The sequence below is a fragment of the Salmonella sp. SAL04196 genome, assembly GCF_046550835.1.
Taxonomy (GTDB): Bacteria; Pseudomonadota; Gammaproteobacteria; order Enterobacterales; family Enterobacteriaceae; genus Salmonella; species Salmonella enterica.
This window is the reverse complement of sequence record NZ_JBGDXE010000002.1, coordinates 79,946-104,154: the sequence shown is the minus strand read 5'-3', so window position 1 is coordinate 104,154 and position 24,209 is coordinate 79,946. Positions and strand designations below refer to the sequence as shown.

The window sequence follows — 24,209 nt, the reverse complement described above, 5'->3', positions numbered from 1 at the left end:
TCCTTAGTCATGCATCATGCTTGCGCGGGCTTTGGCGCGTTTCTCACGCTCATATTTTTCTAAGGCATCCTGCAAATCATTACCTAACCGACCGCCCGGCATACCGTTGCCCGGCACGTTGATTTGATAGGTTGGCCGACTCTGGTCGATGTAGGTTTTACCGGCGGGTGCCGTGACTGGCTGATAGCTGTTGTAAGAGCTGATAGCCGGGCTATAGCCGTTCTGCGTCGCCGCACTAGCTTTCGCCGCGGTCTGGTCAAGCGAGCTGGATTCTTTGTTGATAACCCCGAGCTTTTCGAGCACCCAGTCAATCCCGCTTCGCAGCTTGTTAAAGGCGTTAAGCGGCATCAGCAGCGCATCAGCCAGCGCCTGACCGAACATGACACCGACGTTACGGCAACTGTTCAGCGTGTCCTGAGTCGCTTTTACCGGCGCTATCAGGTCTTTAAACCACTGCCAGACGCCGCGAAGTTTCTCCCCGAGGCCGTCAAAGACGGGTGCCAGCGGCGCGAACATTTCCCTGACCGGCGCAAAGGCGCTCATCAGCCCCTCGATAACACCACCGAAAAAGGCGCTGACAGGCTCCCAGTATTTGCGAATCAGCAGCGCGCCAGCGACAACCGCCGCCGCAACGGCCACGACCGGCCACGTAATAGCACCGATTGCGGCGACAACCCCGCCACTGATTGTCGTAAAGACAGCACCAAGTGCGCCAGCAGCAGCGATGATGGCGTTAATACCGATAATAACCGGCCACGCAACAAGACCGATTGCCCCTATAACCCCCACAACACCGATAGCCGCCGCTGAAATAACCCCAAGCGTCGTCGCCAGTGATTTATTTTTTTGTATCCAGCCATCAAGTTTTAAAACATAACCGGTCGCCGTTTGTACCAGCTTACGCAAGGATGACTCTTGCTGGTCAAACAGGTCTGTTCCGACCGCCTCATAAGCTGACTGGAACTCTTTAAAGTCGCCGCCGAGGTTGTCCTGCATGACCTTGACGAGCTCAGCCGTTTTACCGTCAGATGCTTTAAGCGTGGCGGTAAGCTGGTCCAGCTTACCGCTTGAGGCTGCAGTCATTAATACAGCAGCAGCTGAGCTTGCCTCTTCACCGAATATGGTTTTCATGTATTCAGCGCGCTGACCGGTACCGAGATTATTTTTCTCAAAGCTCCGCTGCATTTCTTTCAGAATGGTAAATATTGGGCGCGTGTTCCCCATACCATCAGCCGTTTTTACGCCGAGCTCTTTAATAGCGTCATACGCTCTTCCCGTAGGAGCCTGTAGGCGACTTAACACAGCGCGGCTCCCCGTACCCGCCATCGAGCCTGTAATTTTGGCGTCATGCAGTGCGCCGACCATTGCGGCTGTTTCTTCGATACTGACCCCGGCATTTTTCGCCACCGGCGCGGCATAGGTCAGCGCATCACTCAGGCCGTCAAAGTCGGCGGCGGTTTTGTTCATCGTCATCGACAGAACATCACCGATATGGGCGACCTTATCGTTTGAGAGCTGGAATGCAGAGCGCATCCCCATCAATAACCCGGCGTTCTCTTCCATCGTTCGACGGTTTGCGAGCGCCATATCAAGCGTCACTGGCGTAGCCGCCTGAATAGCAGCGGTATCACCACCGGCTTTTGCAATAATAATCTGAGCACCGGCAGCATCATCAGCCGACGCGGCTGTGTTATCACCGAGTTGACGCGCCTGTTTGCGGAGCGCCACCATATCAGCTGAATCTTTTTCGACGCCGAGAACAGCCTGAAGCTCAGAGTTTTTCTGGGCAAAATCATAACCGGGTTTCATTAGTGCAACACCGGCGAGAGTACCTGTTGTTGCCATACCTACCCCGGCAGCGCCCATCGAGGCGGCATTCCCTGCCAGAGCCTTCCCTGCCTGATAGCGTTTTTGTACTGCACTCAGTTTCGCCTGTTGCGCGCTGACGCGCGCCAGTGCTTCACGCTGTCGGTTAAGCTGTGCGGTCGTTTCGCTGATATTATTTTTCAGGCGGTTTTCATCATTCGTAAGGTTGCGGGTATTTATCCCCGCTTTACCGAGCTCGGCCTGTTGCCGCTTAACTGACTGCGTGAGACTGTTATATTTCGTCTGTAACCCATCAGCCGCGCGTTTCGCTGACTCCAGCACTCTGGCCTGTGCCGCTGTTGGCCGTTCCGTATTTTTAAACTGCACCGCCAGCGCTTCAGCTTCCTGTTTTGCTTTTTCCAGCGACTGACCGGTTACCGCCAGTTGCGCACTGGTTTTACGAAAACCGTCTATTTTCGATGCCTGACCATTCAAATCACGCAGGGATTGCTGAGTCGTGCGGATATCACCAGACAGCGATTTACTCGCCGTCTGGATCGCTTTAAAGGGTCGGGTCGCCTGGTCGACAGCTTTCAGCAGCACTTCGAGTTTTAGGTTATTACTCATTCGTGTTTCCGCTTCGCTGTAGCGCTTTTTCGCGCCAGTTGACGAGCTCGGTCAGGCTCATGGGATAAAGGTCTGATGGCGACCAGTGGAAAATGACCGCTATGTCAGCCATCAGGTCATCGACCGAGAGTTTTTTCGGGAAGGTTACGCCGCCGAACTCGGTGACAAAAAACCGACCACCTTACCGGCAAACGACAACAGGTCGGGCAGCTCCAGCGCGGCGGCTTCCTGCTCGGTCAGCGACGGCATGGTCATGCGCGGCAGCACTTTAATCAGCGCATCGACGTCAGAATTTGCGACAGATGCCAGGCTGACGCCGCGAAGGGTTCCGGCACACGGTTTTAACAGGGTGACATCGGAAATAACCTGCTCACCGCGCTTGATGGGTTTAATCAGAGTGACTATATTTTCGTTAGTTTTTTCCATGATATTTCTCGTTAAATTCAGGTTTCAGGATGACCGGCCAGCCATGCTGACCGGGACAATAATTACAGGCCAATATTCTGTCGGTGTGCCTCGAGCATGTCGGTACCGTTCACCATTTCGACGAGATTCACGGTGTCGATTTCGACCATATCTTTACCGTTGAGGGTCAGCTTGTAGTACGAGCACTCGAGCGAGATTTTCGACTCAGTGTCTTCGCCCTGCTTGGCTTCGCCGAGGTCGATTTCTTTCTGACGGCCACGGAGAACAACCTCAACCGGCACGGTCTCGCCGGTGTCATCACGCTGGTAAGACCCGGCAAAACGTAGCGGCACGGAGGCCGTACCGGTGGCGGCATATAACGACCAGACAGCATCATCAGGAAAACCGCCGAGCGAGATTTCAGCCGACAGCGCATCGTCATCGAGGCCAAGGTCAACCGAGGCTGAGCCATTCATCCCGCCGCCGCGATACTTCTCGAGCTTGCGGGTTAATTTTGGCAACGTGACGGACTGCACGACGCCGAGATAACTCACCCCGTCGATAAACAGGTTCATCAGTTTGAGCTTGCGCGGTAATGCCATTTGTCAGGCTCCTTATTTGCTGTTGACGGACGAGATAAGATTCGCCAGATATTTATCGGTGATGCGCTGGCGTAAGGTCAGGTGCTCGAGTGGTGGCACGGGCGTATAGTCATAATCGATAAACAGTTTCCCGGCTTTCAGGGATTCTTTGCTGTTGGCCTCTTCGTCAAACCAGCACGTCGCATCGATGATGTAACCGCCGCTTTTCAGCTCGCGGAATTTCGCGTTGATGCCGTCGATAATGTCGCGAATCAGTGTCGCGGTAATGGGCTTATCGTTCGCCCACATATGCCCCTCGGCCATTGTGTCGGCGATGACCTGTGCCGTGCGGGTGTAGTTCTCAAACTGAAACAGCGGGTCATCAGAGCAATTACGGTTACCCCAGAAGCGGAAGCCATCAGAACGAATCAGCGTGGTAACACCGGCCTCATTCAGCAGGTCGGCATCGGTGCCTTTTTCCTGCAAATCCCAGAAGACCGACGCGCTGATACCGGTGACCTCATTGACGCCGACGTTTGACAGGGTTTTGTGCCAGCCGGTGTCATTGTCAATTTTGGCGCGCAGACCCAGCGCGATGGCGGTAGCGTAGCTGGTCGTTGTGGCGCTGGCCGTGGTATCCCATCCGAGGAACTCAGGCCAGATAATCATGAGTTCGCGCGCGCTGAAATTCTCACGATAGGCAATGACGTCAGAAATGGTTTTACAGCCCCACGCGCTGACATAGGCGAAAGCGCGCAGTTTCTGAGCCACGGAGACAAGCGCGGTCGCCACCTCCTGAGTATCGAGACCCGGCACACCGAGGATACGGGGCTTCACGCCGGTGACCGCTTTCGCCGTTAACAGCGCTTTCAGCCCGGTGTATTTGCCGTTCTCATCCGTGGTGCCGATGATGTTAGAAATGGTTTGTGCCTGTGCCTCTTCGTCGTCGCCGGTACCCTCTGCGACACGCACGACAACAACAACCGGTTTTGACTGGTTAGCGATGAGCTGTAAGGATTTTTTCAGGGTACCTTTAGTACCGGCTTTTGCGATGGCGCTTTGTGGGTTGGTAATCAGCACCGGCTCATTGAGCGGAAATGCCCCGGCGTCAGCATCGCTGGCCGTGCAGACCATGCCAACGACCGCTGTTGATACCGTCGAGATTGTGCGGGTGCCGTCGTTAATTTCGACGACCTCGACACCGTGATGATAATCACTCATCCATTTAACTCCGTTAGTTGGGGTGAGTGATATTGTCGGATGTACGTTTACAGGGGGCTATTTGTCAGGGTTGGGTAAGGGGTGATACAACAGACGGGAAAAGAAAAAGCGGGCAGGTGCCCGCCTGAATTATTCCGGCAAAGGTGGCCACTCAACATCAGGGGCATAACGCAAATCCAGTCGGCGCAGCTTTGTTCGGTATTCACGTAGCGCAGTGAGTTCGGATAATTCGTCAGCCGTTATGTCGTCATCATCCTGAGCCTCTACAAGCTGATTGATTTTTACTGTAACCGACTCCATGCGCCTGTCGCGCTCTGCCGTCGCTAAAGCAACATAATCAATCTGCACAGGGGCAATAACGCCGTTGCTGTAGGTAAAATTACCAGGCTTGAAACCATCAGGAATATCAGTATCAGCGAATTCCACAACAGAGCAATTCAGCGGAAATAGCTTTGTCACATCTTTATCCGCAGAAATAATCAGTCCTGTTTTGTCATACTGGATTTTCAGCGTATCGGGCTGGAATAACTTCTGTAACACATACCAGTCAACACCTGATTCATCCTGGATAAACTGAATACTGCAGTTCTCTGATAATTCCTGCTGAACAGGGGTTAATTCCGTTGTTTTAGTGAAATTTTTAAAATGTCTCATTTTTATGCCCCCGCCGTATACCACTGACCATGCACTTTAAGCTGTAACAAGCGTCGTTGAATTCTGTCTGGTGTATCGTTCGAGTCTCCATTCTCAACACCTGTAATGACGTAACCTAACTGGTCTGCAAATCCGGGCGAACGATATACGTTTCCATGCTCAACAGCACCGAAACGGATGGACTGAACATACCCACTTAGCATGTCCGTTGTGGCAAGGAATACACCAGAACCATCGTCATGAAGCATAAATGGCTTTGTTTTGTCGTTCTGGTACACACCGACCATGGTGATGTATTGTCGTAACGGTCTGCCTGCAATATACGCACTCAACCAGCCAGGCCCGCTGCCTGTGCCCCATATATCGCCGTAAACATCGCCGTTTTTGTTGAATATCGCATTTCCGGCCTGCAAATTTTCAGCAGCTGCGATAACACCGAGTCGGGTGCTGATATATGCCCGGATAGCCAGGTCTTCTGAGTTCTGAAATCCGATACCATTCCATGACTTAATGTTCAGATTGTTACCATTAAAACCTGCACCATCAACGTCACCTTTAGCCATCCCACCAGTGCCATCCCCAACCGTAACCAGGGTATCGCCACGCATATTTGGAGCAGAAATACCCCCCGTAAAGGCGCCCCCCTCCAGCATCGCCACTTGACGCCATGAGGTAATACCCGCTCCTGTTCCGTGACCAAACAATACGTTATTGCCACTGACTGCAAGAACATCCACAACAGTGGTCGGACTTACCACCTCGCTAAGGGTAATAATTTGCCAGAAACTTACCTGGTCTGGCGCATCAGGTGCCTGATGTGCGCGCATAAACTGACAGCCTGTAGCCGCCCTGGCACCAATTGATGTTCGGTCAATTGCGTCACTGACAAATGTTCCCGCGAGGAACCGGCCATCACCTTTGAAAAGCACATTTCCCAGTCCAATATTATGAACAAACAGAGGTTTATCAGGAATATCAGCGCCGTTCCTTTCTTTCGCGAGTCGCGCGCTGGCATTCTCCATTGCGATTTTCACCGCTTTCGGCGTCGCCGCGAGCGCCTCAGACACGCTGTCGGTTGCACTGCTGAGCTGGATGACACCCTTTTGCACCGTGGTTGCGTCCTGAGCTGTGTATTTACCATTAGCAAGGTCATACGCCGCCTTAACCGCTTTCGGCGTTGCTGCGAGCGTCTCAGACTCGCTGTCGGTCGCACTGCTGAGCTGCGTGAAACCCTTTGCGGTGAGCGTGGCGTCAGGATGACGGCGGGACTGCTCATGCTCAGCGAGCTTATCGTCGACATAGTCCTGTGTTGCCATCACCGTTGAGGTATCAATCGTCAGCTCGACTGACTCGATATCGCTTACCATGATGACCATACGCACGGTCTGTGCGCGGCCTGACCCCTCATCAAGTTTAGGTTTATAGCTTTCCGCCATGTTACCGACGGCAATCAGCGTGCCAGTGTCGTCATAGAGCCCCATTTCGCGCATCCAGAAACCACCGGTTTCAGGCGGGATAAGCAGCTCCGCGACCACATAATTTTGATGCTTATTGTCCTGGCTGATTTTGTTCAGTTTATAGCGCCAGACTTCATTGACGAGCTTTGTCTGGTTGGCATCAGGCACCGGCAATGTACCGTCGCCGATTGCCATCGCCGTAAAATTCACTTTTTTCCCGTTCGGGACGGTCGCTGCAGCCAGCTTGATTGCACCGGCTTTGGTGATGACCGTTTTATATTTTACTGTCATTGTCCTCTCACTTATCCGGGTAAACCGTGATGATGTCGCCGTCATACGTCAGCGCGCCGGTGTACAGATAGCCCGGCACATCCTGAATAATATTGAGGCCGATAAGATGCCGGCTGGCTGGCTTTGCATCCGCAATGAGTCGCTCCATTTCGTAATACATTTCTTCAGTGATGCCGGTCTCTAAAACACCGATATCAAGACGAAACGTGCCGGGCGGGTCATTGGTCTCCCACCACTCAGACACGTTAATCAGATATCCGAGCGGCTCAACCACACGCCGGACTGCGCCTATCGTCCCTTTGTGGCAGTGGATGTAATACGCGCTGCGAATAACGTCACGCTTGGTTTCTTCCGGCCAGTTCTCATCCCAACGGTCAACGGAAAACGCCCACGCCAGCCACGGCAAAAGGTTTGCAGGACAGGAATCAGGGCTCCACAGACGACGCAGCGGGACGGGGGTGTTTTCGATTTCCGCACATGCACGTGCCGCCGCCACCTCAAGCGGCGACGAGCCCACCGGCAACAGCCGCGCATTACTCATCAGAGCCCCCTATCGCAATGTGATAATCACTGCAAAATGACGCCTGAGTCTTATCAAGCACAATGTCAGCGACCGGCGTGGAAAGCTCGACACGCTGGATCCCTTCAACATGCAGCGCGGCATAAATGGCCGAGAGCCGAATGTCCCGCCCCAGCCGGTGCTGCGCGCTGATATAGGCTTTTAGTTTCGCTTCAGCCGCCGCCCGGATGGGCTCACTTTCCGGCCCCGGATAGATAAAAATCGTTGCCCGAATCTGGTAATCAACAATCTCAGCTGACTGAACTGTCACACGGTCAGCAACCGGTCTGACGTTCTCATCATTAAGTGCATTACGCACGACTGTCAGGAGTTCATCGGATGCGGCACCATTATCATGTCGGGAGAGCACCGAAATCGTCACACAGGCTGGCGACGGGCTGATAACTGAAATATCCGCGACTCGCCCGTCAGCGCTGCGACCATGAAATTCATAGGCACCCGTTGAGCCCGCCACACTCATCCCTTCAAAAGCCTGCTGGATGCGAAGACGAAAATCAGAGTCTGATTCCATCACCGCCGCCACTGGGGGAATTGCCGATTTATCAGCCGGTGTGATAACCAGCCGTTCGACGTTGAAGTTTGCGCCGATGACGTCAAGGTCGTTGCCCTCTGCGTAAGCCAGCGTGACCGCCTTTGCCGCATTATTTACACGCTGACGCCAGATAACCTCCCGATAGGCGTTTTCTTCCAGGTACTTCACCACTGGCTCAGACTCGAGGGCGAGCGTCCGGGCAATGGCGTCCTGTTGGTCTTCAGGATAAAGAGACACGAATGTCGCCTTACGCTCAGCAAGGATGGTTTCAAAATCCAGCGTTTCCACAACGTCAGGTGCGGGGAGCTGGCTCAGGTCGATGGTTGCCATAAATTCAACTCACAGGGATAGTCAGTGACAGGGTTTTGCCGGTATCCCGGGTCTCGCCGGTCAGCTCAACAATCATCTGACCGTTAAACTGACGTTCTACCGTCAGCGAGCTGATGCTGATGCGCGGCTCCCACTTCAGCAGCGCCATATAACAGGCGCACATAATTTGCAGCCTCAGCGCGTCGGTCTGCGGCATATCAATCAGGGAGAACAACAGCGAGCCATAATCACGGCGCATCACGCGAGAGCCGACCGGCGTTCGCAAAATATCGCCACAGCTCTGACGGATATGATCGGCGTCAGTGATGGCGCGCCCGGTCTCGCGATTCATGCCGATATATCGGGTCGTCATTTCGTGCCCTCCGTCCAGTCATCCCCGCGCTTAATACCACCGTGACCGTGGTCATCGACCTGCACGCCGTTTGATTTAAATGTACCGTCGGTGTGTTCGATGTTTCCGCGCATGGTGCCGCCTTGTTGTACCTCAAGCGTCGCCGTCGTCAGTTTGTTGGTGCAGACCACTTCCGGGGTATCGAGGGTGATGCGGGTCTCGGCTTTCACCATCACCAGAGGTACCGTCGCGGTGATGGAATCCGACGCCGTAACATCTGCGGTTTTAATGCCGCTCACAGTCAGTGCGCCGGTCTCCGGCTCGTACTCGATAACAGCCCCGTCAGGAAAGGTGATGTGAAATGCATCAGCCGATGCCGACGGCGCAGGGTGGTCATCAGAGAAAATACCGGGGAGCACAAAAGCGGTGTCGAGCTCACCACCGACGGCCAGCAGTAAAACCTGCTCACCCACAGACGGAGCCCACCAGACACGTGAGCGACCGGCGCGCGTGGTTAGCCACTGAAGCCAGTCGGTAACAATGCCGCCAGTCTGGACACGACAGCGCCCGTCATCGAGGTCAACTTCGACGACGACGCCGGTGCGTATCAGGTTTCGAAGGAGGCGTAAAGCGTCCTGAAGAGTTGCGCGAGTATTCATACAAGGAAGGATGCCGCCCGGTGCTCTGAGCGGCAATTGATGCGGGTTTTACTGTCGATGACACAACGCTAAACGGACAATTTAGCGATAATTATTTCCTCCACTGCCTGACGGTCTTCGTCATTAAACCCGATGAGCGGTCGGGCATCGTACTGCACCGGCGCACTGTTTCGCCCTGGCTTATCCTTGAGGCCGTACTGATGCACATTCGCCATCCGTTGTACCTTGCCGGTAAATTCCACGACCGCCGCGTCATTCCCCGCTGAGGCTTTCATAAAACGACTGGTGCGGAGTTTGGCGAACATTTCCCGCTTAACCCGGCCTTTTTTGGCTTTTACCGGCTGGCGTTTTCGGGCGGCGTAAGGTGTGCCGTCCGGTGCTTTCTGCGTTTTAATCCGGCGCTGTTGACGGGCTCGCAGAGTCTTCGCGATATCTGCGGCCATTCTGTGACGGGCAGAAGGTGACAGCGCCGCTATCAGCCCCGCGAGCTTATCGTCAAAGGGTTTAAAGTCATTCATGCATTCGACTCACGAGCTCACCGTTAACATACAGTTCAACCGGCCGGGTAACGGGTTCCGGCGGCTGCGGCTCTTCAGCCTGTTCGACTTGGAGCTTATCCCCCTGCTCTTTAACGAGGGTGCGCTCGGTCAGCATCAGGCTGATACTGATATCAGCGCTGTCGTTGTCGTTGATATCGGCAAAATAGGTGAATCCCTTTTTACGCCCTTCATCGGTCGTCATAATGTCAGCCTGATGGATGCGCAGCCACGCCTGAATCGGGACGAGTAACAGCTCGATATCATCCGTGAAATCGGTCACCACCACATTCAGCGTGTACCGGTTCTCAAACGACAGCGACGTCGCCAGCGTCGAGGCTAGATTCCCGTTGTCGATAAAGACACGCATCATATCGGGGTTTCGTGCCAGCACCGGCACGGCGTCAGTTAAGGCTTTTCGCAGACTTTTCGGCTTGTACATCGATTTTATCCTGGCAATTTTTTATCGTTCTGACCTGAAGCGCACAGCGCTCGAGGGCGCTTTCGAGCTGGCGTATATCCGCGCTCAGGTCACCATTGGTGGACGGGTCACTTCCCGGCATCGGGCAGAGGCTGACCCTCGGGCATGCGTTGTAGACAATCACCGGCGTCGGCACAGGCGGCGCGCTGGTGCAACCGGCGCACAGCATCAGGTAAATCAGCGCTATACCAGCGGCGAAGCTGTTCATTTTCATTGAGTAACCTCGTAATGGTCTGTTCCCGGCGTTGCGCCCGCGCTCCGGCATCGATGAGCTCACCGCGCAGTAAGACCTGAGCGGTCTCATTTTCCCCACGGATACGGGAGGCCGTTTTAAGCTGGCTTTTCAGCATGGTAATCAGCGTTTTTTGTTCACCGGCGACCTTGTTCGCCCGTTCAAAGGAGCGGGTCAGACTGGTGTTTTCGTGGCGCATCCAGAGCAGCCCGGCCACCGCCAGCACTAACAGCACGACTATCGTTTTCATTTCGCCCCCTTCAGGCAGTAGGTGCGCTCGCGAAAGCGGCGATTTTCGAGCCCGGTATTACGCTCACCATTCACAAACACCCAGCGGGTGAGCTGGTCACAGGCTTGCCACCATTGCCGGTGTTTCAGGTGATACACCAGTGTTGAGCGACAGGCCGCGCCGGTACCGACGTTAAAAGCGAAGCTGACCAGCGCGTCATAGACGGCGGGTGGCATTTCAACAGGCACACAGACCGCGAGTCGTTTCTCGACGTTCAGCACATCAGCGACCAGATTCGCGGCGGCTTCCTTCTCGGTGATATCCCGTTTCGGTACCACCCCGGCAGTGTGGCCGATGCCTGACGTCCACACACCGGCGCTGCACTGGTAAGGGCGCAACCGGCAACCCTCGAGGTCGGCAATCAGCGCGAGCCCCTCCGGCGAGGTGTGAAGCAAACGAAAATCAGGCACCAGTGCCGCCAGCGCCAGCACGACGGCCACACTGCAACGTTTAACGAATGAGCCCACGAATAACCCCCTTATCAATCCCCATCGAGACGAGATAGCGGTATTTCTTTCGCTGGTACCAGAAGTTAACCAGCGCGGTAAAAATGGCGCAGCTTCCCCCGACATAAAGCGCGAGCCGTTCCGGTGTCTGCGTACCGAAATACGCCAGCTCCACTGACAGCCAGTAGGTCAGAAAGGTTGTGATTTTATCCACAGTCAGTCCCATAAATTCACGGTCTCCGATACCGGTGCGGCGTCGACTTCAGGCAGACTGACCGCCGTGCCATGTGGCAGGACGACACCCAGCTCAGCGAGCCCCGGATTAGCCAGCAATACAGCCTCGACCACACCTTCAGTGCGCCCGTAATGGCGCTGACATAACGTGTCGAGCGTGTCGCCCTGATGCGCGATGACGTTCATCAGATTTGCCCCACGATGCAGCGCGCTTTGTCCTGGATACGGGCAACCGACCAGCGCATGTCACGCCACATTTCATCGATGGTGTCATCGATGCTGTCGGCCTTTTTGTCACCTTTGGCGCTGGCATCAACGCCCCGGTAACGCTCGTACAGCGTCGCGGTCGTCATCGAGCAAACAGCGTTGAAGTAGTGAAAAACCCGCACACTTTCGCCGTCGAGCTCATCCGTCGGCACATCCTCGAGGCGCTGATAACCGGCGGCGAGCTGAAGGTCGCGCCAGTCGGTTAACTCGGCATTGGTCTCGGCCATCGCGGTTTTAATCGCCCGGCGCAGACGCACCGGCGTCACGGTCTGCTCGAGGCGCATTTCTTCGCGCATGCGCTTCGGATCAACATCCGGGAAAAAGGCCGTGTTTTTAATCACCGGCTCGTCGACCGGCACCGGCGGGATGACCATCGGGTCGCGCTGTTGCGCCGGGTTATTCATCACAATCATGGTCATGAGTACCTCAGTAAATAGGTGGGCGGTGGACGCCGGTCGCAGTTACGGTGAATCACCGACATTGACCAGCGTGCCGCCCGGCGCGGGGCGCGTTCTGTTAACCGGCGACTTTCTTCGGGCGTCCACGCCCTCGTTTCACCGGTGAATCTTGTTTTTTCGCGGGTGCCTTTTTCGCGGCTTTCGGCGCTGTTTTTTTGACGGCGACCGGTTTCGGGTTTAGCTCACGAGTGAGGGTCTCAATGTCCTTTCTTACCCCGGCGTTGGTGTCGAGCTGTAAGGCGCGTTGCAGGTGCGCCAGCGCATCAGGAAGCTGACCGGCATCACGCAGGGTCAGACCGGTGACCTTATGCAGCCGGGCGCGCACTTCGTCAGGCATATCGGCGGCATCGGTCAGCCCGATGACCTCAAGCAGTTGCGCAGCGTCGACCGGCTCACCGGCAATACGGGCGCTGGTTGCCGCGAGTGCGACCTCTTCGGCCAGCATGTATGGGGTGGTGCGGGAATGATTTTCCGGCATCGACAGACCGAAACGCAGCGCATAGCGCGCAATCTCAATCGCGCCGGTGATATCCCCCGCATCAAGACGCCAGAGCATCACCGTCATCAGAATGTCATCCTGTGCGCCGGTGCCGCTTTCCAGTACGCCAGCGACCCACGGCAGGTACAGCGGGAGTATTTCGCGTTTCTTATCCGCTTTGCGTTCTTTAGAACGAATTGCTGATAGCGTCCGGCGGTCTGCGGCCAGCTTGACGAGCATTTGCTCGTAAGGTGAGGCATGACGCAGCGGGGCGTTATCCCGCTGCGATGCCCTGATAGCCGAGACCCGCATCGCGTGACGCTGTGCGGGGGTTGACATCGGTTATGCCTCCTTGCCGTCAGTGGTGCCGGTTTCAGCCGGTGCGCTGCCTGTCAGAGACTGCATCGCTTTGACCATTGCCGCCGCAAAGACTTCCGCGCTCACTGGTTCAGTGGTGGCGGGTTCTTCCGGCTCGAGGATCTCGATATTTTCAATCAGGCAACCGGCCTCGTAGTCCTCGATAACGAAATCGACTTTGACCTGTTCGTAGTTTTCCACCTGGTCGAGTTTCGGATTTTCGACGATGTGGCGGCGGTGGCCGTCCTCGTACAGATAAATCGAAATGTTATCCAGCGTTGTAATGAAAACGCTGTTTGCCGGGAAGAACGGCGCGCGCACCGCCTGAAGCTGACCGATGGTTTTCTGGCTGATAATCAGCTCACCGGCGAGCTGTTCGCTGTTCGCCTGGAATTTGTTAATCATCGGGAAGTATTTGTCGGTCAGGATACGGCGACCACAGATGACAACCATTTCCGGGTTCTCACGGTGAATTTCCGCGACCAGCGACTCGAAAGCATCCATGACCAGCGCGTCGAGGTTGGCGTAATGCCCACCTTTACCCACTTTGATGGTGTTCGAAATCACGGTACCGTCAGCGTCGGTGATGCTGGACATCACACGCTCAGGCGCGTCGTTGCGGTATTTCTGCAACCAGCCGACAGCCACATCCTGAAGCAACGGGTTTTTGCTACGGTCAGACGTCGCCGCCCGGCTCACGCCGTTAAAGCCGATGGTGATGTAGTCCAGCGCCTGACGCTTGATGATGGCGTTACGGATCCGAATCTGGAAATCCTGAAAACGCGCCCACAGGTCGAGCTTGTTGTACTTCAGGTGATAGTCGAAGTTCACCGGATGACAGAAATAGCGGTACGCATCCATTTTCGCGAAATCAGCGGTCTTACGCTCGACGCCACCGTCGGTATCAGCGGTGCTGGCAATGGAGCCGGTCACATCGATGCCGACTTTCTCTTCGGTCAGCTCGCCAACGGTTACCATGTTGATGAGCTTCAGGAAGCTGGACGACTGCTGGATTTTGTCAAACAGGGTCTGCGTCACCGACGGCTCGACGGTGAATTTTTTGTTGAGGTCGCTGACCTCGATGCCGTTCAGTTCAGCGATGCGGCTCAGGTACTGATTAAATTTAAAACGGGTGTCTTTACGCATGGCGTTTCATTTCCTTCGGAGTTATCAGGGGTTAGCAGTCAGTCAGCGAGGAGCCCGCTGAATCACCGTCACCACCGGTGCTTAACTTGCGGCGCGCCTGTGATTTGCTTTCGGTGTTTTCCAGCGTGGTGGTCAGGGTGCTGAATTGCTGCGAGGTGGCGTCGGCCTGTTCGGCCAGCGCTTTTTTGACGTCGGCAAGCTCGGTTTCAATGGCACTGAAACGCACCTCGGCGCTTTCGCCGCCGGTCTGCACCCGCTCGGCGATGGCGGTCACGGCTTCATGTACATCACTGAAACGCGCATCGTCGTCAGTCTGTTTACGGCTGAAGATGCCTTTCACGGTGTCGCTGAGTTTGGTCAGCAGGGTGTCGGGCAGGTCTTCGAATTCCAGCTCGGCAAGGGTTGCCACTGAGAAGAAATTCTCAGGGCTGGCTTTAAATCGGTTGAGTGGGTTGTGTTTCGCGGTACGGCAAAACTCAAGATATTCAGTACCGAGGCTTGCCGGGTCGTCAGTGACGGCCAGACCAACCAGATAGCATTTTCCGCTGTTGGCAAAGTTCGGTTGAATTTCCATTGAGGTATAGACTTTTTGGCCTGCCTTATTCATCGCGACGAGGTCATCGGTCGGCGTGATTTTGGCAAACAATGCCAGCTTGCCATTGAGCGCTGAATCATCGTCAATAACTTCGGCTTTCAGCTCAGCCACATCGCCATAGCGTTTAAATACGCTGTCAGGCAACAGGCCGCGCAGGTGCTCGAGGTTAATACGGCAACCGTAGACGCGCGGGTCATACGAATCAGCCATCTCCTGAATATCAGTCGCACTGATGACGCGACCGTCGCAGGTGTCACCCTCGACGCCGATGCGAAACCATTTCGAAACTTTTTTAGCCATGAGTCAGGTGTCCTGAGTTGGGTTATCGGGTCGGATGTAGTTTCCCGACTCCCTCCCTCGCCAGCCACCGGTTACAGAAGTGCAACCCCTGACACAACATGGGGTTAGCGATTCATCCCCCCTGAATCTTTAGCCTTGCCGTGTACTCATCACAGTGAGGTTTTATGACCACTACCAACGACACATCACTACTCAGCGACCCGCGACGACAGGCCGCGCTTTTGTTCTGGCAGGGCTATTCCGTGCCACAAATCGCGGAGCAGTTACAGGTCAAGCGTCCCACGGTGCAGAGCTGGAAACAGCGCGATAAATGGGAAGAAACCGCCCCGTTAAACCGGGTCGAGTTCACGCTCGAGGCGCGGCTGATTCAGCTCTATGCAAAGCCTGACCTGACGGCTCACGACTTTAAGGTCGCGGATTTTCTGGCGCGCCAGATGGAGCGCCTCGCGCGGGTTAACCGCTACGGCCAGACCGGCAACGAAGCGGATTTAAACCCGAACGTAGCCAACCGCAACAAAGGGGAAAAGAAGAAGCGGAAAAAGAACTTTTTCAGCGAAGAGGCTATCGAGAAACTCGAAGAGATTTTCCTTGAGCAGTCTTTCGACTATCAACTCGAATGGTGGCGCGCCGGGCTGGCGCACCGCATCAGGCACATCCTGAAATCGCGACAGATTGGCGCGACGTTCTATTTTGCACGTGAGGCACTGTTACAGGCGCTGAAGACCGGCCACAACCAGATATTTTTGTCGGCCAGTAAGACGCAAGCCTATGTATTCCGTAAATACATTATCGCCTTTGCCCGACAGGCTGGCGTCGAGCTTACCGGCGACCCGATTGTGCTCGGCAACAATGGCGCGGAGCTGATGTTTCTCGGTACCAATGCCAACACGGCACAGAGTCACAACGGCGACCTGTATGTCGACGAAATTTTCTGGATCCCCAACTTCCAGAAACTGAAGCGCGTCGCCGGGGGCATGTCTTCACAGGAGCATTTACGCACGACCTATTTCTCGACCCCCTCATCGCTGGCACACGGTGCTTACCCGTTCTGGTCGGGTGAGCTGTTCAACAAGGGACGCTCAGACAAGAGCGAGCGCGTCGATATCGATATCAGTCACGCCGCACTCGCGAAGGGCGTCGCCTGTCCTGACGGTCAGTGGCGACAGATTGTCACCATCGAGGACGCACTCGCCAAAGGGTGCACCCTGTTCAACATCGATACGCTGAAGCGCGAGAACAGTGTCGATGAGTTCCGCAACCTGTTTATGTGCGAGTTCGTCGACGATAAAGCGTCGGTATTCCCGTTCGAAGAGCTGCAACGCTGCATGGTCGACAGCCTCGAAAAATGGGAGGACTACGCGCCATTTGCCGACCGGCCATTCGGTCACCGCCCGGTGTGGATTGGCTACGACCCGTCATTACGTGGCGACAGCGCCGGGTGCGTCGTTATTGCGCCTCCGGTCGTTGCCGGTGGCAAATTCCGCATCCTCGAGCGCCACCAGTGGAAAGGGATGGACTTCGCCCAACAGGCCGAATCCATTCGCGAGCTCACGCAGAAATACACCGTGGAATATATCGGCATCGATGCTACCGGGCTCGGTCAGGGCGTTTTCCAGCTCGTGCGGTCTTTCTACCCGGCTGCACGTGAAATCCGCTACACGCCGGAAATGAAAACCGCAATGGTGCTGAAAGCAAAAGACACCATTCGCCGCGGTTGCCTCGAGTACGACGTCAGCGCGACCGATATCACGCAGTCGTTTATGTCTATCCGCAAAACCATGACCAGCAGTGGTCGCAGCTCGACCTATGAGGCCAGCCGCACCGAGGAAGCCAGTCACGCCGATCTCGCCTGGGCAACCATGCACGTATTAATTAATGAGCCGCTGACCGCCGCGACCGGTGAGCAGTCATCCAGCATCATGGAGTGGAACTAATGAGCAAGAAACGCAACAAGCGCCAGCAGCCGCCGCGCCCCCAAAACCACACAGCCGCACCGGCACAGAGCATGGAAGCATTCACTTTTGGTGAGCCGACGCCGGTACTCGACCGCCGCGATATTCTCGATTATGTCGAGTGTATCGATAACGGCCAGTGGTACGAGCCGCCGGTGAGCTTTTCCGGGCTGGCGAAGAGCATGCGCGCCGCCGTGCATCACAGCTCGCCGATTTATGTGAAGCGTAATATTCTGGTGTCGACCTACATCCCGCACCCGCTGTTATCCCGTCAGGACTTCACCCGATTTGCGCTCGACTATCTGGTGTTTGGTAATGCGTTTATCGAAGAGCGTCGCAGCCTGACCGGCAAGCCGTTAAAACTGGAAACCTCACCGGCGAAATACACCCGCCGTGGCATCGAGGATGACGTGTACTGGTACATTCAGAGCTACACACAGCCGCACCAGTTCGCGCCCGGCTCCGTCTTCCACCTGCTCGAGCCCGATATTAATCAGGAGCTTTACGGGATGCCGGAATACCTGAGCGCACTCAATTCAGCCTGGCTGAATGAATCGGCGACCCTGTTCCGTCGCAAGTATTATCAGAACGGCGCGCATGCGGGTTACATCATGTATGTGACCGACGCCGCGCAAAGCAGCACCGACGTCGAGGCACTGCGAAAGGCGATGCGCGACTCGAAAGGACTCGGCAATTTTAAGAACCTGTTTTTTTACGCGCCGAATGGTAAAGCAGACGGGATTAAAATTGTGCCACTGAGCGAAGTCGCCACGAAGGATGATTTTTTTAATATCAAGAAAGTCAGCGCCGCTGACCTGCTCGACGCGCACCGCATTCCATTCCAGCTTATGGGCGGTAAGCCCGAGAACGTCGGCTCAGTGGGTGACGTTGAGAAGGTGGCAAAGGTCTTTGTGCGTAACGAGCTGACCCCGCTACAGGCGCGGTTTATGGAGTTGAACGAATGGGCGGGTGAAGAAATTATCCGCTTCGAAAAATACAGTCTCGGCGACGACGAGTAACCCCACCCACAGCCGCCCGTCGTGGCGGCTTTACCCCCACCGCACACAACGCCCTCAGCGCCACGACACGCCGTCGCCGCTTCGCTTCACCTCGTTATTCACCCACGACCACGACAACGCCACAGGGACGCGCTCAGGCGCTGAAAAAATAAAATAAATACCCGCCTCAGCGCGCAATGCTTTCCCCGCCACGCCTGCCCGCTTTATGGGTCGGTTTTAATGCAGGTGCACGAACACGCCGGAGGCGCGCCAGCACTGGCGGCGCTCACACGTGACGAGGGAGGAAAACGCATGCGATTCGATGCAGTAATGCATGCGGAGCTAAAAATGGCAGAAAATACGGAAAAAACGCATAAAAAAACCGGCATTCAGGGTGCCGGTTTGAGTCGTGTTTATTGCGGTTACTGGCCGCGCAATGCGCCAATAATACTGTTAAGGCAACAACTGGCAACAATCAACAAAAAAACCGTCGTCCACGGATTTTCATAAACGAGAGATAACATATTGATAAAGATCCTTTTATTTGTGCATTCTGATGTGATTTAAAAGGTGTTTGATAACGACTGTGAGCTCATCTTTACTGGCTTGCTCGACCATTTTTGCGGTGTAGCTTTCCACCTCACGAGAACTCAGGTCGTTATTTGAGGCCATTACAGTGAGCTTCTTTGCCCAGTCGGCAAACGGGTCTTTAACTGATAAAAGGGAATTATGCATGTCTAAAAACCTCGAATTATTTAACCAGCAGACGGCTGAAATCTTTGCGGTACTGTGGGATAACTTCCCGGTACAACAGGTCATTACCTATGAAAAATTTAACGCCGCGCTACCTGATGACTACTTTGACCAACTTAACTCACCGGAAATGAAAGCATTAAATCAATTGCGTAGTGTGGTTGAGGGCACATTCACTTTTCTAAAAGAAAATGGCTACATTCAGTATGAAACAGACCATCAGACCTACTTTCGTGATGTGCGGCTGACCGAGAAAGCGCTCGCGGTACTCAATAAAAAACCCGAGGCACTCGGTGGTACTGAAACAATGGGCGATAAAATTATCAGTGCGGTGAAAGACGGGACACCGGGTGTCATTGCCGGTGCGGTAACAAACCTGCTAACTCTGGGTGTCAATCTGGTAACCGGCTAACGCCTCGCGGGGCGAGTTGTTCAACCCCGCCAGCACTGAAAGCAAGTTTCGGTGCTGGCGACGTTATTGTAATTAGTTATCTCTACTGAACTTAAATCATACTCGCGTTAAAAGATATACAAGCACTGCATTCAAAATTTTAACTTGCAGTATTCACTTTTAAAGTGAGTACTTTTGATTTATAGCGTTGTTCAATGACACCCATTGAATGCAAACGACCAAAGAGTGTTTTCGCAATAGATGTTTCTTTCGCATTTTCCGCATCTTTGATTATTTTCCAGTATTCAATATCCCTTGCCATTAATCGATGTTGCTCATTTCTAACCTTTAAAACATCACCTAATACAATAATACCTGTAACCAACTTAGGTTGGTCCTTAGCATATAATTTCGTTTTAGTTGGATGCATGATATGCCCATGTTTGCTGATAACCTTACGAATTACAGCGCAGAATAATCGATTTACGTTAGCACCCGAGAACGTAAGATCATCAACATACACAGTCATTTTAACCTTTAACTTTTGGCAAAGTTCATACATCTCACCAAACATTCTAGAGTTTGCAAAGTAGGCCAAAGGCATACTGATCCGACTTCCTGTTGGCAACCGGTCATGACAGGTGCATATGTGCGACAAAATATCAGCAACGTCAGATGACGTTTTCATCACTGAAAAGAAAAATGAAAATATCATTATCCTAGTTGTTGAAGGGAAAAATGCCTTAATATCAGTTGTCATCATCTTTTCATGGTTAAGATGAGCTTTAGCATTCGTCACATTAGAGCACCTCTTCTTCCCCGAATGCAGATATTCTGGTAAAGCAATACGTGACAATAAACTTGCAATTCTCGTATGTACTACATCTAATTTATCTAAAGGCTTTTGTATTTTCCGTGATTTGCCTTTTTTAGACAGTTGATCGAAAACGGAGTAATTACCTTCATCATTTTTCAAAATAGATAAATCATTAACACTAATACAAAGAAGTCCTGCAAGCTTCTTTTTGCTTTTGAGTTTATAAAATGGCGAATCCATTACGCCATAAGACTTGTTTTTAGTGGAGATCTTAAGCTTTTTCCGTTTTTTCATTTTTATTACTTACCCACTCTACGATATCCAGAACTTTACCAGCTAAATTCAAACGTAATCGTTTAGACAGACGCCCTTGAGTGCCTAAGGATTCTGAAAAAAATACTAAAGAGGATACTGGTATGTCGAAATGGGATGCATAACGCTGTAAGATTTCAATCGACGGAGACCAAACCCCGCTTTCTAGATCTACTATTCTATCTTTTGGAATACCTAAAGATGCTGATAAATCAACTAATGACTCTTTATGGTATTGCCTTATCAAACGAAGGGCTTTATGTAACATTGGCAACTCCACATTATTGAAACTAGGGAGGACGCATTACTCATCTCCCCCTTCAAAGCGATCAACTAATCGAGTGATTAGATCAAGTAGTCGGATACCCCACTTAATCGCCTCCCAAGCAAAAGCGATCCACTTCTTCCGGTTTGACTTGCTCTGCGCCTGCTGTTCGTTGGTTAATTTATCATTTTTCATGATTTTCTCCTTATGCCCATGGTGTGCAAACGTATGTTTGCTCCAGCACCATGGTTCGCCCTCATAAGGATGAGATTGAACAGCACTAGCCCCCTGCTCCACGAACCCTTGGTCGCCCAAAGGGTTCGAATACCCATACGCCATACCATCTGAGCCAGCGATGACTCTTACGAGCTGTGTCGCTGCGAGGCCCTGAGGCGTTGCGCGGGGTAAATGTTAGAAAGCGTAAGCTTTCCACGGACATAAATGCCCAATTGATGGCGTTATATCTCACTAACTAACCAATAGAAACATCATATCAAGTTATCCGCTCCGCTTAAGAGCACGAGTTATAACATTTTTACATAAAAAAATAATTTTTATAGTCATTTATAATAATTAAGTTTAATTAAATTCACTGAGTAAAAATGCGATGGACGCATTGCATTAACGCCAGCTCTCATCTTCCCAAACTTCCTGAAGAATAGCGTCCAGCGCTTCGCGGTCTGAATCCTTATCGAACCCCATCAACTCAACACCAGTCATAGAACCTTTCTTGACATTAACGCGAGTTGAAGGAAAAACTGACTGTATTCGCTTGGTCAATTCACTCTGAAAAGCATCAATCACCGGTTGGCCGATTATTTGGTCTTTATCTAATGTGATATTTACTCTCACTTTGCCCTCCTTCGCAAAGGTTTCATCAACTGGCGGCGCGGAAAAAACAACAGAAAAATTATTGTTTTTCATTAAGTTGCCTCTTGCTATCTCCGCAATTAAATTCAATGCGATTTCACGGTCTCTTTCCTGACAAGTCCCTTCAGCCGTCAGACGAGCAATCATTTCGACCCGCTCAATCATAACGTGCTGACTTAGCTCTCTATCCACACAACCTCCACCACGAGATACTGTATAAACATACAGTATCACGTATTGATAAAAAATGTGAAGAAAAAAAAGCCGCAAATACACTGTATGTACATGATATGGATGAGTATTAACGCTTAAATTTCCTTTGTTAGCTCCGCTAAAACCGCAACACGATTGAGGATCTCTATAGCTTTGGTCCGATACTCCTTAGCTATCACCTGATGTGATGGCGCTGCGGTAAATATTTCTCCTTTGGCCGTTCCGCGTAGCCATTTGCCATCAAAGCAACTTTTACCACCAGACATCAGGTGAAGGGCTTCGCCCCGGCTGATTGTGATGCCGGTTGTCAGATGTATCTCATCGATAGTTTTCGCTATAGCTGCGTTTTGCTCACCCGTTCCGTGGATGAATTTTCGCCGTATTGCTGGCTTTTGCTTCCTAAGTCGGTTGGTCAGCTCTCGTCTTTCACGCCGACTCAAAGGTTTTGTTAAATCCAGTATCGGTGGATCGTATTCGCTTCCCGTACAGTTATTGACAGAACTCCGAGAGGGCGCAGGAGCGCCCTTAACGTCAACGGCCAAATCAACGGCACGTTTTGGAACAATCTTCCACTGAGTGAGCCGGGTTAGAATAGGAGAGCCAGCACCTATCGAGGCATCGTAGACGCCTTTGATACACACAGTTTCTTCGCCGTACTGATTAAATTCAGTTCGAGGCTCATACAATGTACGTACTTGTAAATCGTCACGGCGAACGAATGGTCCGCCTTGAGCATTCACATAATCAGCCCAGCGGCCATAGTGGGCTGCATCATGCACTGCGGCGAATTCAACACTAAGCGCCCTGGCTGTTTCAGGGTCAGCCATTCTGCGTAGTTCCCTGTATACCGTCACCGGCGCACCGCCAATAAACTGAAACTGACGGATGTGCCAGCGCGCCGCCCATGCAGAAACAGCTGGAGCAGACTCTTTTAATAACTCACCACTTTCATCGTCGGTTTCGCCATCGAGAGCATATCCGTCGATATTTTTGGAAATGTATTTAGCGACATAGCCAGTAGCGCTGCCCTTTTCCGGGTCAATGGCTTCGGCATGAAAACGCGCCTTTTTGGCTTTGTCGCTTCTCAGTTCATGGCGGTCTTCCTCCCACGCATAATCACGGATGATGAGGCGCACACGCTCGACGTCTTCCGGCAACATGAACATCAGCATGTGCCAATGCGGCGTTCCGTCGTGATGAGGCTCGGCAACACGTATGCCAAAAATGCGGATTTCTTCCCTGTGTAGCTTGGCGCGAATACGAGCCCAAAGACCGGTGAGATAGCTCTGCGTGTCTGACGGGCTTGCTCCGTTCCATTTGCTGTTACGGTAGCCAGCTTTGGTGGTAGCGTGATATTTAGACGGTGCAGTCAGAGTATAAAACTCCCCGACATAACCGAGCTCATTACAGATATTTTCAAACCCACGGATACGAGCCATCAGCTCGCAGCGGCGTATTTCTGGATTAGCGACCGAACCGTCGAATTTTTCAATTAGGCTGATGCGATTACCGTATTCGTCTTCGAGATCCAGTCCCTTGAGAAATTCGCGTGTGCGGCGCTTCTGCTCGCGCCAGTCAGTCACGCAGCTTTTACTCGCGTAGGCATGCTTTTTCTTACTGACGTTGCCAACAGCAATTTGCAGATGTTCGCGCCATGCAGACGCAATACGACGTAAACGGCCGCGCCACCAAACCTCATTAAACATGCGCATTACTGCCGGTGCGATTTCATCCTCGCCAAAATATTTTTTAGTCACACGCTCCCATTTCGGCGGTGTAACGTTGAATTGCAGGGAAATAAAACCGGCGCGCATGTACCAGGTGTAAAGCGTTTTGAGCTCGCTAAATCCTGCGTCATCAATGTCAGCCAGTTCAGCGCGAATAAAATTGGCGATATCAGCGGCCAGCAGGTCAATGTCGGCGCGCGACATATCCGGGAGGCGGTTAAATCTGGCGACCATATTGACCATGCGTGACGCCAGATATTGCATAAGCTGGGTATCAAAATGACCATCGAAAACAGCGCCTGATACATTGCTGTTAATACCCGCGCACTCGTATTTTTTTGCGACCAGTTCAAGACGCGGCAATGCCTTTTTGCAGAAGCTGATTAAAAAAGCATTGGCTCGTTGACTCCCCTGATTTTGTTCCAGCACCGCAGCGGTTCGATAAACATCAAAACGCACGCACTCGGGCTGGAGAGAAAGCACCTTTCTCGCATGCAGCAAAGCCGCGAACATACGGTCGCGGCGATACTGTTGGTCATAGGTAAGATATGGGCTGGCTATTGCCGACCGTGGGGCATTCCACGGAAACGCGTAAACTACACCCGTCATTTATTCTTC

The 24,209-nt window shown here is 52.9% G+C and carries 31 protein-coding genes and 3 pseudogenes; 4 read left to right on the top strand and 30 right to left on the bottom strand.

The window, feature by feature from the left end; translation table 11 throughout:
• Positions 1 to 3: 3 nt before the first annotated feature.
• From ACLJPE_RS10020 to ACLJPE_RS09905, 24 genes and pseudogenes are all read right to left on the bottom strand, one after another.
• Positions 4 to 2,433 (bottom strand): phage tail tape measure protein, encoded by a 2,430-nt coding sequence (locus ACLJPE_RS10020; protein ID WP_023252153.1) that lies wholly within the window; start codon positions 2,431 to 2,433, stop codon positions 4 to 6.
• On the bottom strand, positions 2,426 to 2,545 hold the full coding sequence (locus tag ACLJPE_RS10015) for a GpE family phage tail protein (RefSeq protein ID WP_000763326.1): 120 nt from the start codon (positions 2,543 to 2,545) through the stop codon (positions 2,426 to 2,428). The genes ACLJPE_RS10020 and ACLJPE_RS10015 overlap by 8 nt, the downstream gene beginning before the upstream one ends.
• A gap of 32 nt (positions 2,546 to 2,577) precedes the next feature.
• A complete protein-coding gene (locus ACLJPE_RS10010; RefSeq protein ID WP_023223220.1) occupies positions 2,578 to 2,859 on the bottom strand; it encodes a phage tail assembly protein in 282 nt (93 codons plus the stop codon).
• A 62-nt stretch (positions 2,860 to 2,921) separates the two neighbouring features.
• A complete protein-coding gene (locus ACLJPE_RS10005) occupies positions 2,922 to 3,440 on the bottom strand; it encodes a phage major tail tube protein (RefSeq protein ID WP_023223221.1) in 519 nt (172 codons plus the stop codon).
• A 12-nt stretch (positions 3,441 to 3,452) separates the two neighbouring features.
• Entirely contained in the window at positions 3,453 to 4,640 is a 1,188-nt protein-coding gene (locus tag ACLJPE_RS10000) for a phage tail sheath protein (RefSeq protein WP_023223222.1), read from the bottom strand.
• A gap of 129 nt (positions 4,641 to 4,769) precedes the next feature.
• On the bottom strand, positions 4,770 to 5,294 hold the full coding sequence (locus ACLJPE_RS09995) for a tail fiber assembly protein (protein WP_023252152.1): 525 nt from the start codon (positions 5,292 to 5,294) through the stop codon (positions 4,770 to 4,772).
• Between the two features lie 2 nt (positions 5,295 to 5,296).
• Positions 5,297 to 6,298 (bottom strand): annotated as a pseudogene (locus ACLJPE_RS09990) (phage tail protein); the annotation flags it as partial.
• Between the two features lie 15 nt (positions 6,299 to 6,313).
• Positions 6,314 to 6,403: pseudogene (locus ACLJPE_RS09985) on the bottom strand (tail fiber protein); the annotation flags it as partial.
• Between the two features lie 72 nt (positions 6,404 to 6,475).
• A pseudogene (locus ACLJPE_RS09980) lies at positions 6,476 to 7,042 on the bottom strand (phage tail protein); the annotation flags it as partial.
• Between the two features lie 7 nt (positions 7,043 to 7,049).
• Positions 7,050 to 7,583, bottom strand: coding sequence for a phage tail protein I (locus tag ACLJPE_RS09975; protein ID WP_023223225.1), 534 nt, complete (start codon positions 7,581 to 7,583; stop codon positions 7,050 to 7,052).
• On the bottom strand, positions 7,576 to 8,484 hold the full coding sequence (locus tag ACLJPE_RS09970; protein WP_023252150.1) for a baseplate assembly protein: 909 nt from the start codon (positions 8,482 to 8,484) through the stop codon (positions 7,576 to 7,578). Before ACLJPE_RS09970 ends, ACLJPE_RS09975 begins: the two co-directional genes overlap by 8 nt.
• 4 nt (positions 8,485 to 8,488) lie before the next feature.
• Positions 8,489 to 8,836, bottom strand: a complete 348-nt coding sequence (locus tag ACLJPE_RS09965) for a GPW/gp25 family protein (protein WP_000213440.1) — start codon at positions 8,834 to 8,836, stop codon at positions 8,489 to 8,491.
• A complete protein-coding gene (locus tag ACLJPE_RS09960; protein ID WP_023252149.1) occupies positions 8,833 to 9,474 on the bottom strand; it encodes a phage baseplate assembly protein V in 642 nt (213 codons plus the stop codon). Before ACLJPE_RS09960 ends, ACLJPE_RS09965 begins: the two co-directional genes overlap by 4 nt.
• A 68-nt stretch (positions 9,475 to 9,542) precedes the next feature.
• Positions 9,543 to 9,992 (bottom strand): phage virion morphogenesis protein, encoded by a 450-nt coding sequence (locus tag ACLJPE_RS09955; RefSeq protein ID WP_039514381.1) that lies wholly within the window; start codon positions 9,990 to 9,992, stop codon positions 9,543 to 9,545.
• The gene (locus ACLJPE_RS09950) at positions 9,985 to 10,452 is read right to left on the bottom strand and encodes a phage tail protein (protein WP_023252147.1); all 468 of its coding nucleotides are present in this window, start codon (positions 10,450 to 10,452) and stop codon (positions 9,985 to 9,987) included. Before ACLJPE_RS09950 ends, ACLJPE_RS09955 begins: the two co-directional genes overlap by 8 nt.
• Entirely contained in the window at positions 10,415 to 10,660 is a 246-nt protein-coding gene (gene lysC, locus ACLJPE_RS09945; protein WP_072102654.1) for an Rz1-like lysis system protein LysC, read from the bottom strand. The genes ACLJPE_RS09950 and lysC overlap by 38 nt, the downstream gene beginning before the upstream one ends.
• Positions 10,560 to 10,973 (bottom strand): Rz-like lysis system protein LysB, encoded by a 414-nt coding sequence (gene lysB, locus ACLJPE_RS09940; RefSeq protein ID WP_023252146.1) that lies wholly within the window; start codon positions 10,971 to 10,973, stop codon positions 10,560 to 10,562. Before lysB ends, lysC begins: the two co-directional genes overlap by 101 nt.
• On the bottom strand, positions 10,970 to 11,479 hold the full coding sequence (locus tag ACLJPE_RS09935; RefSeq protein ID WP_024150039.1) for a lysozyme: 510 nt from the start codon (positions 11,477 to 11,479) through the stop codon (positions 10,970 to 10,972). The genes lysB and ACLJPE_RS09935 overlap by 4 nt, the downstream gene beginning before the upstream one ends.
• Positions 11,463 to 11,684: a hypothetical protein gene (locus tag ACLJPE_RS09930; RefSeq protein ID WP_039514383.1), complete on the bottom strand. Its 222-nt coding sequence runs from the start codon at positions 11,682 to 11,684 to the stop codon at positions 11,463 to 11,465. Before ACLJPE_RS09930 ends, ACLJPE_RS09935 begins: the two co-directional genes overlap by 17 nt.
• On the bottom strand, positions 11,675 to 11,878 hold the full coding sequence (locus tag ACLJPE_RS09925) for a tail protein X (protein ID WP_001100637.1): 204 nt from the start codon (positions 11,876 to 11,878) through the stop codon (positions 11,675 to 11,677). The genes ACLJPE_RS09930 and ACLJPE_RS09925 overlap by 10 nt, the downstream gene beginning before the upstream one ends.
• Positions 11,878 to 12,378: a head completion/stabilization protein gene (locus ACLJPE_RS09920; protein ID WP_000177982.1), complete on the bottom strand. Its 501-nt coding sequence runs from the start codon at positions 12,376 to 12,378 to the stop codon at positions 11,878 to 11,880. The genes ACLJPE_RS09925 and ACLJPE_RS09920 overlap by 1 nt, the downstream gene beginning before the upstream one ends.
• Before the next feature lie 97 nt (positions 12,379 to 12,475).
• Positions 12,476 to 13,234 (bottom strand): terminase endonuclease subunit, encoded by a 759-nt coding sequence (locus ACLJPE_RS09915; protein WP_039514384.1) that lies wholly within the window; start codon positions 13,232 to 13,234, stop codon positions 12,476 to 12,478.
• 3 nt (positions 13,235 to 13,237) lie between these two features.
• Positions 13,238 to 14,398 carry a phage major capsid protein, P2 family gene (locus tag ACLJPE_RS09910; RefSeq protein WP_023252143.1) on the bottom strand — a complete coding sequence of 387 codons (1,161 nt, stop codon included), beginning with the start codon at positions 14,396 to 14,398 and terminating at the stop codon, positions 13,238 to 13,240.
• A 31-nt stretch (positions 14,399 to 14,429) separates the two neighbouring features.
• Positions 14,430 to 15,293: a GPO family capsid scaffolding protein gene (locus tag ACLJPE_RS09905; protein WP_023252142.1), complete on the bottom strand. Its 864-nt coding sequence runs from the start codon at positions 15,291 to 15,293 to the stop codon at positions 14,430 to 14,432.
• Positions 15,294 to 15,457: 164 nt separating this feature from the next.
• Here ACLJPE_RS09905 and ACLJPE_RS09900 point away from each other — a divergent pair, with 164 nt between their 5' ends.
• From ACLJPE_RS09900 to ACLJPE_RS09890, 3 genes are all read left to right on the top strand, one after another.
• Positions 15,458 to 17,227, top strand: coding sequence for a terminase ATPase subunit family protein (locus ACLJPE_RS09900; protein WP_023252141.1), 1,770 nt, complete (start codon positions 15,458 to 15,460; stop codon positions 17,225 to 17,227).
• Entirely contained in the window at positions 17,227 to 18,264 is a 1,038-nt protein-coding gene (locus ACLJPE_RS09895; protein ID WP_039514385.1) for a phage portal protein, read from the top strand. Before ACLJPE_RS09900 ends, ACLJPE_RS09895 begins: the two co-directional genes overlap by 1 nt.
• Positions 18,265 to 18,483: 219 nt before the next feature.
• The gene (locus tag ACLJPE_RS09890) at positions 18,484 to 18,753 is read left to right on the top strand and encodes a hypothetical protein (protein ID WP_039514386.1); all 270 of its coding nucleotides are present in this window, start codon (positions 18,484 to 18,486) and stop codon (positions 18,751 to 18,753) included.
• Positions 18,754 to 18,783: 30 nt separating this feature from the next.
• Here the strand turns inward: ACLJPE_RS09890 and ACLJPE_RS09885 are convergent, their stop codons facing one another.
• Positions 18,784 to 18,978 carry a hypothetical protein gene (locus tag ACLJPE_RS09885; protein WP_039514388.1) on the bottom strand — a complete coding sequence of 65 codons (195 nt, stop codon included), beginning with the start codon at positions 18,976 to 18,978 and terminating at the stop codon, positions 18,784 to 18,786.
• On the opposite strand from ACLJPE_RS09885, the gene ACLJPE_RS09880 reads away from it, so the two are divergent.
• A complete protein-coding gene (locus ACLJPE_RS09880) occupies positions 18,977 to 19,408 on the top strand; it encodes a hypothetical protein (RefSeq protein WP_039514389.1) in 432 nt (143 codons plus the stop codon). The genes ACLJPE_RS09885 and ACLJPE_RS09880 overlap by 2 nt on opposite strands.
• Positions 19,409 to 19,547: 139 nt before the next feature.
• Here the strand turns inward: ACLJPE_RS09880 and ACLJPE_RS09875 are convergent, their stop codons facing one another.
• The 5 genes from ACLJPE_RS09875 to ACLJPE_RS09855 form a co-directional block, all read right to left on the bottom strand.
• The gene (locus tag ACLJPE_RS09875; RefSeq protein ID WP_039514390.1) at positions 19,548 to 20,498 is read right to left on the bottom strand and encodes a reverse transcriptase family protein; all 951 of its coding nucleotides are present in this window, start codon (positions 20,496 to 20,498) and stop codon (positions 19,548 to 19,550) included.
• On the bottom strand, positions 20,476 to 20,784 hold the full coding sequence (locus ACLJPE_RS09870; RefSeq protein ID WP_072035437.1) for a helix-turn-helix domain-containing protein: 309 nt from the start codon (positions 20,782 to 20,784) through the stop codon (positions 20,476 to 20,478). The genes ACLJPE_RS09875 and ACLJPE_RS09870 overlap by 23 nt, the downstream gene beginning before the upstream one ends.
• 36 nt (positions 20,785 to 20,820) lie before the next feature.
• Positions 20,821 to 20,976, bottom strand: coding sequence for a hypothetical protein (locus tag ACLJPE_RS09865; RefSeq protein ID WP_165489869.1), 156 nt, complete (start codon positions 20,974 to 20,976; stop codon positions 20,821 to 20,823).
• A 426-nt stretch (positions 20,977 to 21,402) separates the two neighbouring features.
• The gene (locus ACLJPE_RS09860) at positions 21,403 to 21,843 is read right to left on the bottom strand and encodes a DinI family protein (RefSeq protein WP_039514394.1); all 441 of its coding nucleotides are present in this window, start codon (positions 21,841 to 21,843) and stop codon (positions 21,403 to 21,405) included.
• Positions 21,844 to 21,959: 116 nt separating this feature from the next.
• Complete coding sequence (locus ACLJPE_RS09855; RefSeq protein ID WP_039514395.1) at positions 21,960 to 24,200, bottom strand: replication endonuclease; 2,241 nt, start codon at positions 24,198 to 24,200, stop codon at positions 21,960 to 21,962.
• Between the last annotated feature and the right edge of the window lie 9 nt (positions 24,201 to 24,209).

What these genes read in the sequence shown, in the direction of transcription:
- ACLJPE_RS09920 (WP_000177982.1), bottom strand. Translation starts at nt 12,378, where the DNA reads ATGACCATGATTGTGATGAATAACCCGGCGCAACAGCGCGACCCGATG.
- ACLJPE_RS09960 (WP_023252149.1), bottom strand. Translation starts at nt 9,474, where the DNA reads ATGAATACTCGCGCAACTCTTCAGGACGCTTTACGCCTCCTTCGAAAC.
- lysB (WP_023252146.1), bottom strand. Translation starts at nt 10,973, where the DNA reads ATGAAAACGATAGTCGTGCTGTTAGTGCTGGCGGTGGCCGGGCTGCTC.
- ACLJPE_RS10005 (WP_023223221.1), bottom strand. Translation starts at nt 3,440, where the DNA reads ATGGCATTACCGCGCAAGCTCAAACTGATGAACCTGTTTATCGACGGG.
- ACLJPE_RS10020 (WP_023252153.1), bottom strand. Translation starts at nt 2,433, where the DNA reads ATGAGTAATAACCTAAAACTCGAAGTGCTGCTGAAAGCTGTCGACCAG.
- ACLJPE_RS09865 (WP_165489869.1), bottom strand. Translation starts at nt 20,976, where the DNA reads ATGAAAAATGATAAATTAACCAACGAACAGCAGGCGCAGAGCAAGTCA.
- ACLJPE_RS09950 (WP_023252147.1), bottom strand. Translation starts at nt 10,452, where the DNA reads ATGTACAAGCCGAAAAGTCTGCGAAAAGCCTTAACTGACGCCGTGCCG.
- lysC (WP_072102654.1), bottom strand. Translation starts at nt 10,660, where the DNA reads ATGCTGTGCGCCGGTTGCACCAGCGCGCCGCCTGTGCCGACGCCGGTG.
- ACLJPE_RS09905 (WP_023252142.1), bottom strand. Translation starts at nt 15,293, where the DNA reads ATGGCTAAAAAAGTTTCGAAATGGTTTCGCATCGGCGTCGAGGGTGAC.
- ACLJPE_RS09885 (WP_039514388.1), bottom strand. Translation starts at nt 18,978, where the DNA reads ATGCATAATTCCCTTTTATCAGTTAAAGACCCGTTTGCCGACTGGGCA.
- ACLJPE_RS09875 (WP_039514390.1), bottom strand. Translation starts at nt 20,498, where the DNA reads ATGAAAAAACGGAAAAAGCTTAAGATCTCCACTAAAAACAAGTCTTAT.
- ACLJPE_RS09890 (WP_039514386.1), top strand. Translation starts at nt 18,484, where the DNA reads ATGCAGGTGCACGAACACGCCGGAGGCGCGCCAGCACTGGCGGCGCTC.
- ACLJPE_RS09970 (WP_023252150.1), bottom strand. Translation starts at nt 8,484, where the DNA reads ATGGCAACCATCGACCTGAGCCAGCTCCCCGCACCTGACGTTGTGGAA.
- ACLJPE_RS10000 (WP_023223222.1), bottom strand. Translation starts at nt 4,640, where the DNA reads ATGAGTGATTATCATCACGGTGTCGAGGTCGTCGAAATTAACGACGGC.
- ACLJPE_RS09925 (WP_001100637.1), bottom strand. Translation starts at nt 11,878, where the DNA reads ATGAACGTCATCGCGCATCAGGGCGACACGCTCGACACGTTATGTCAG.
- ACLJPE_RS09995 (WP_023252152.1), bottom strand. Translation starts at nt 5,294, where the DNA reads ATGAGACATTTTAAAAATTTCACTAAAACAACGGAATTAACCCCTGTT.
- ACLJPE_RS09895 (WP_039514385.1), top strand. Translation starts at nt 17,227, where the DNA reads ATGAGCAAGAAACGCAACAAGCGCCAGCAGCCGCCGCGCCCCCAAAAC.
- ACLJPE_RS10010 (WP_023223220.1), bottom strand. Translation starts at nt 2,859, where the DNA reads ATGGAAAAAACTAACGAAAATATAGTCACTCTGATTAAACCCATCAAG.
- ACLJPE_RS09955 (WP_039514381.1), bottom strand. Translation starts at nt 9,992, where the DNA reads ATGAATGACTTTAAACCCTTTGACGATAAGCTCGCGGGGCTGATAGCG.
- ACLJPE_RS09915 (WP_039514384.1), bottom strand. Translation starts at nt 13,234, where the DNA reads ATGTCAACCCCCGCACAGCGTCACGCGATGCGGGTCTCGGCTATCAGG.
- ACLJPE_RS09930 (WP_039514383.1), bottom strand. Translation starts at nt 11,684, where the DNA reads ATGGGACTGACTGTGGATAAAATCACAACCTTTCTGACCTACTGGCTG.
- ACLJPE_RS10015 (WP_000763326.1), bottom strand. Translation starts at nt 2,545, where the DNA reads ATGGCTGACATAGCGGTCATTTTCCACTGGTCGCCATCAGACCTTTAT.
- ACLJPE_RS09965 (WP_000213440.1), bottom strand. Translation starts at nt 8,836, where the DNA reads ATGACGACCCGATATATCGGCATGAATCGCGAGACCGGGCGCGCCATC.
- ACLJPE_RS09910 (WP_023252143.1), bottom strand. Translation starts at nt 14,398, where the DNA reads ATGCGTAAAGACACCCGTTTTAAATTTAATCAGTACCTGAGCCGCATC.
- ACLJPE_RS09880 (WP_039514389.1), top strand. Translation starts at nt 18,977, where the DNA reads ATGTCTAAAAACCTCGAATTATTTAACCAGCAGACGGCTGAAATCTTT.
- ACLJPE_RS09870 (WP_072035437.1), bottom strand. Translation starts at nt 20,784, where the DNA reads ATGTTACATAAAGCCCTTCGTTTGATAAGGCAATACCATAAAGAGTCA.
- ACLJPE_RS09855 (WP_039514395.1), bottom strand. Translation starts at nt 24,200, where the DNA reads ATGACGGGTGTAGTTTACGCGTTTCCGTGGAATGCCCCACGGTCGGCA.
- ACLJPE_RS09975 (WP_023223225.1), bottom strand. Translation starts at nt 7,583, where the DNA reads ATGAGTAATGCGCGGCTGTTGCCGGTGGGCTCGTCGCCGCTTGAGGTG.
- ACLJPE_RS09900 (WP_023252141.1), top strand. Translation starts at nt 15,458, where the DNA reads ATGACCACTACCAACGACACATCACTACTCAGCGACCCGCGACGACAG.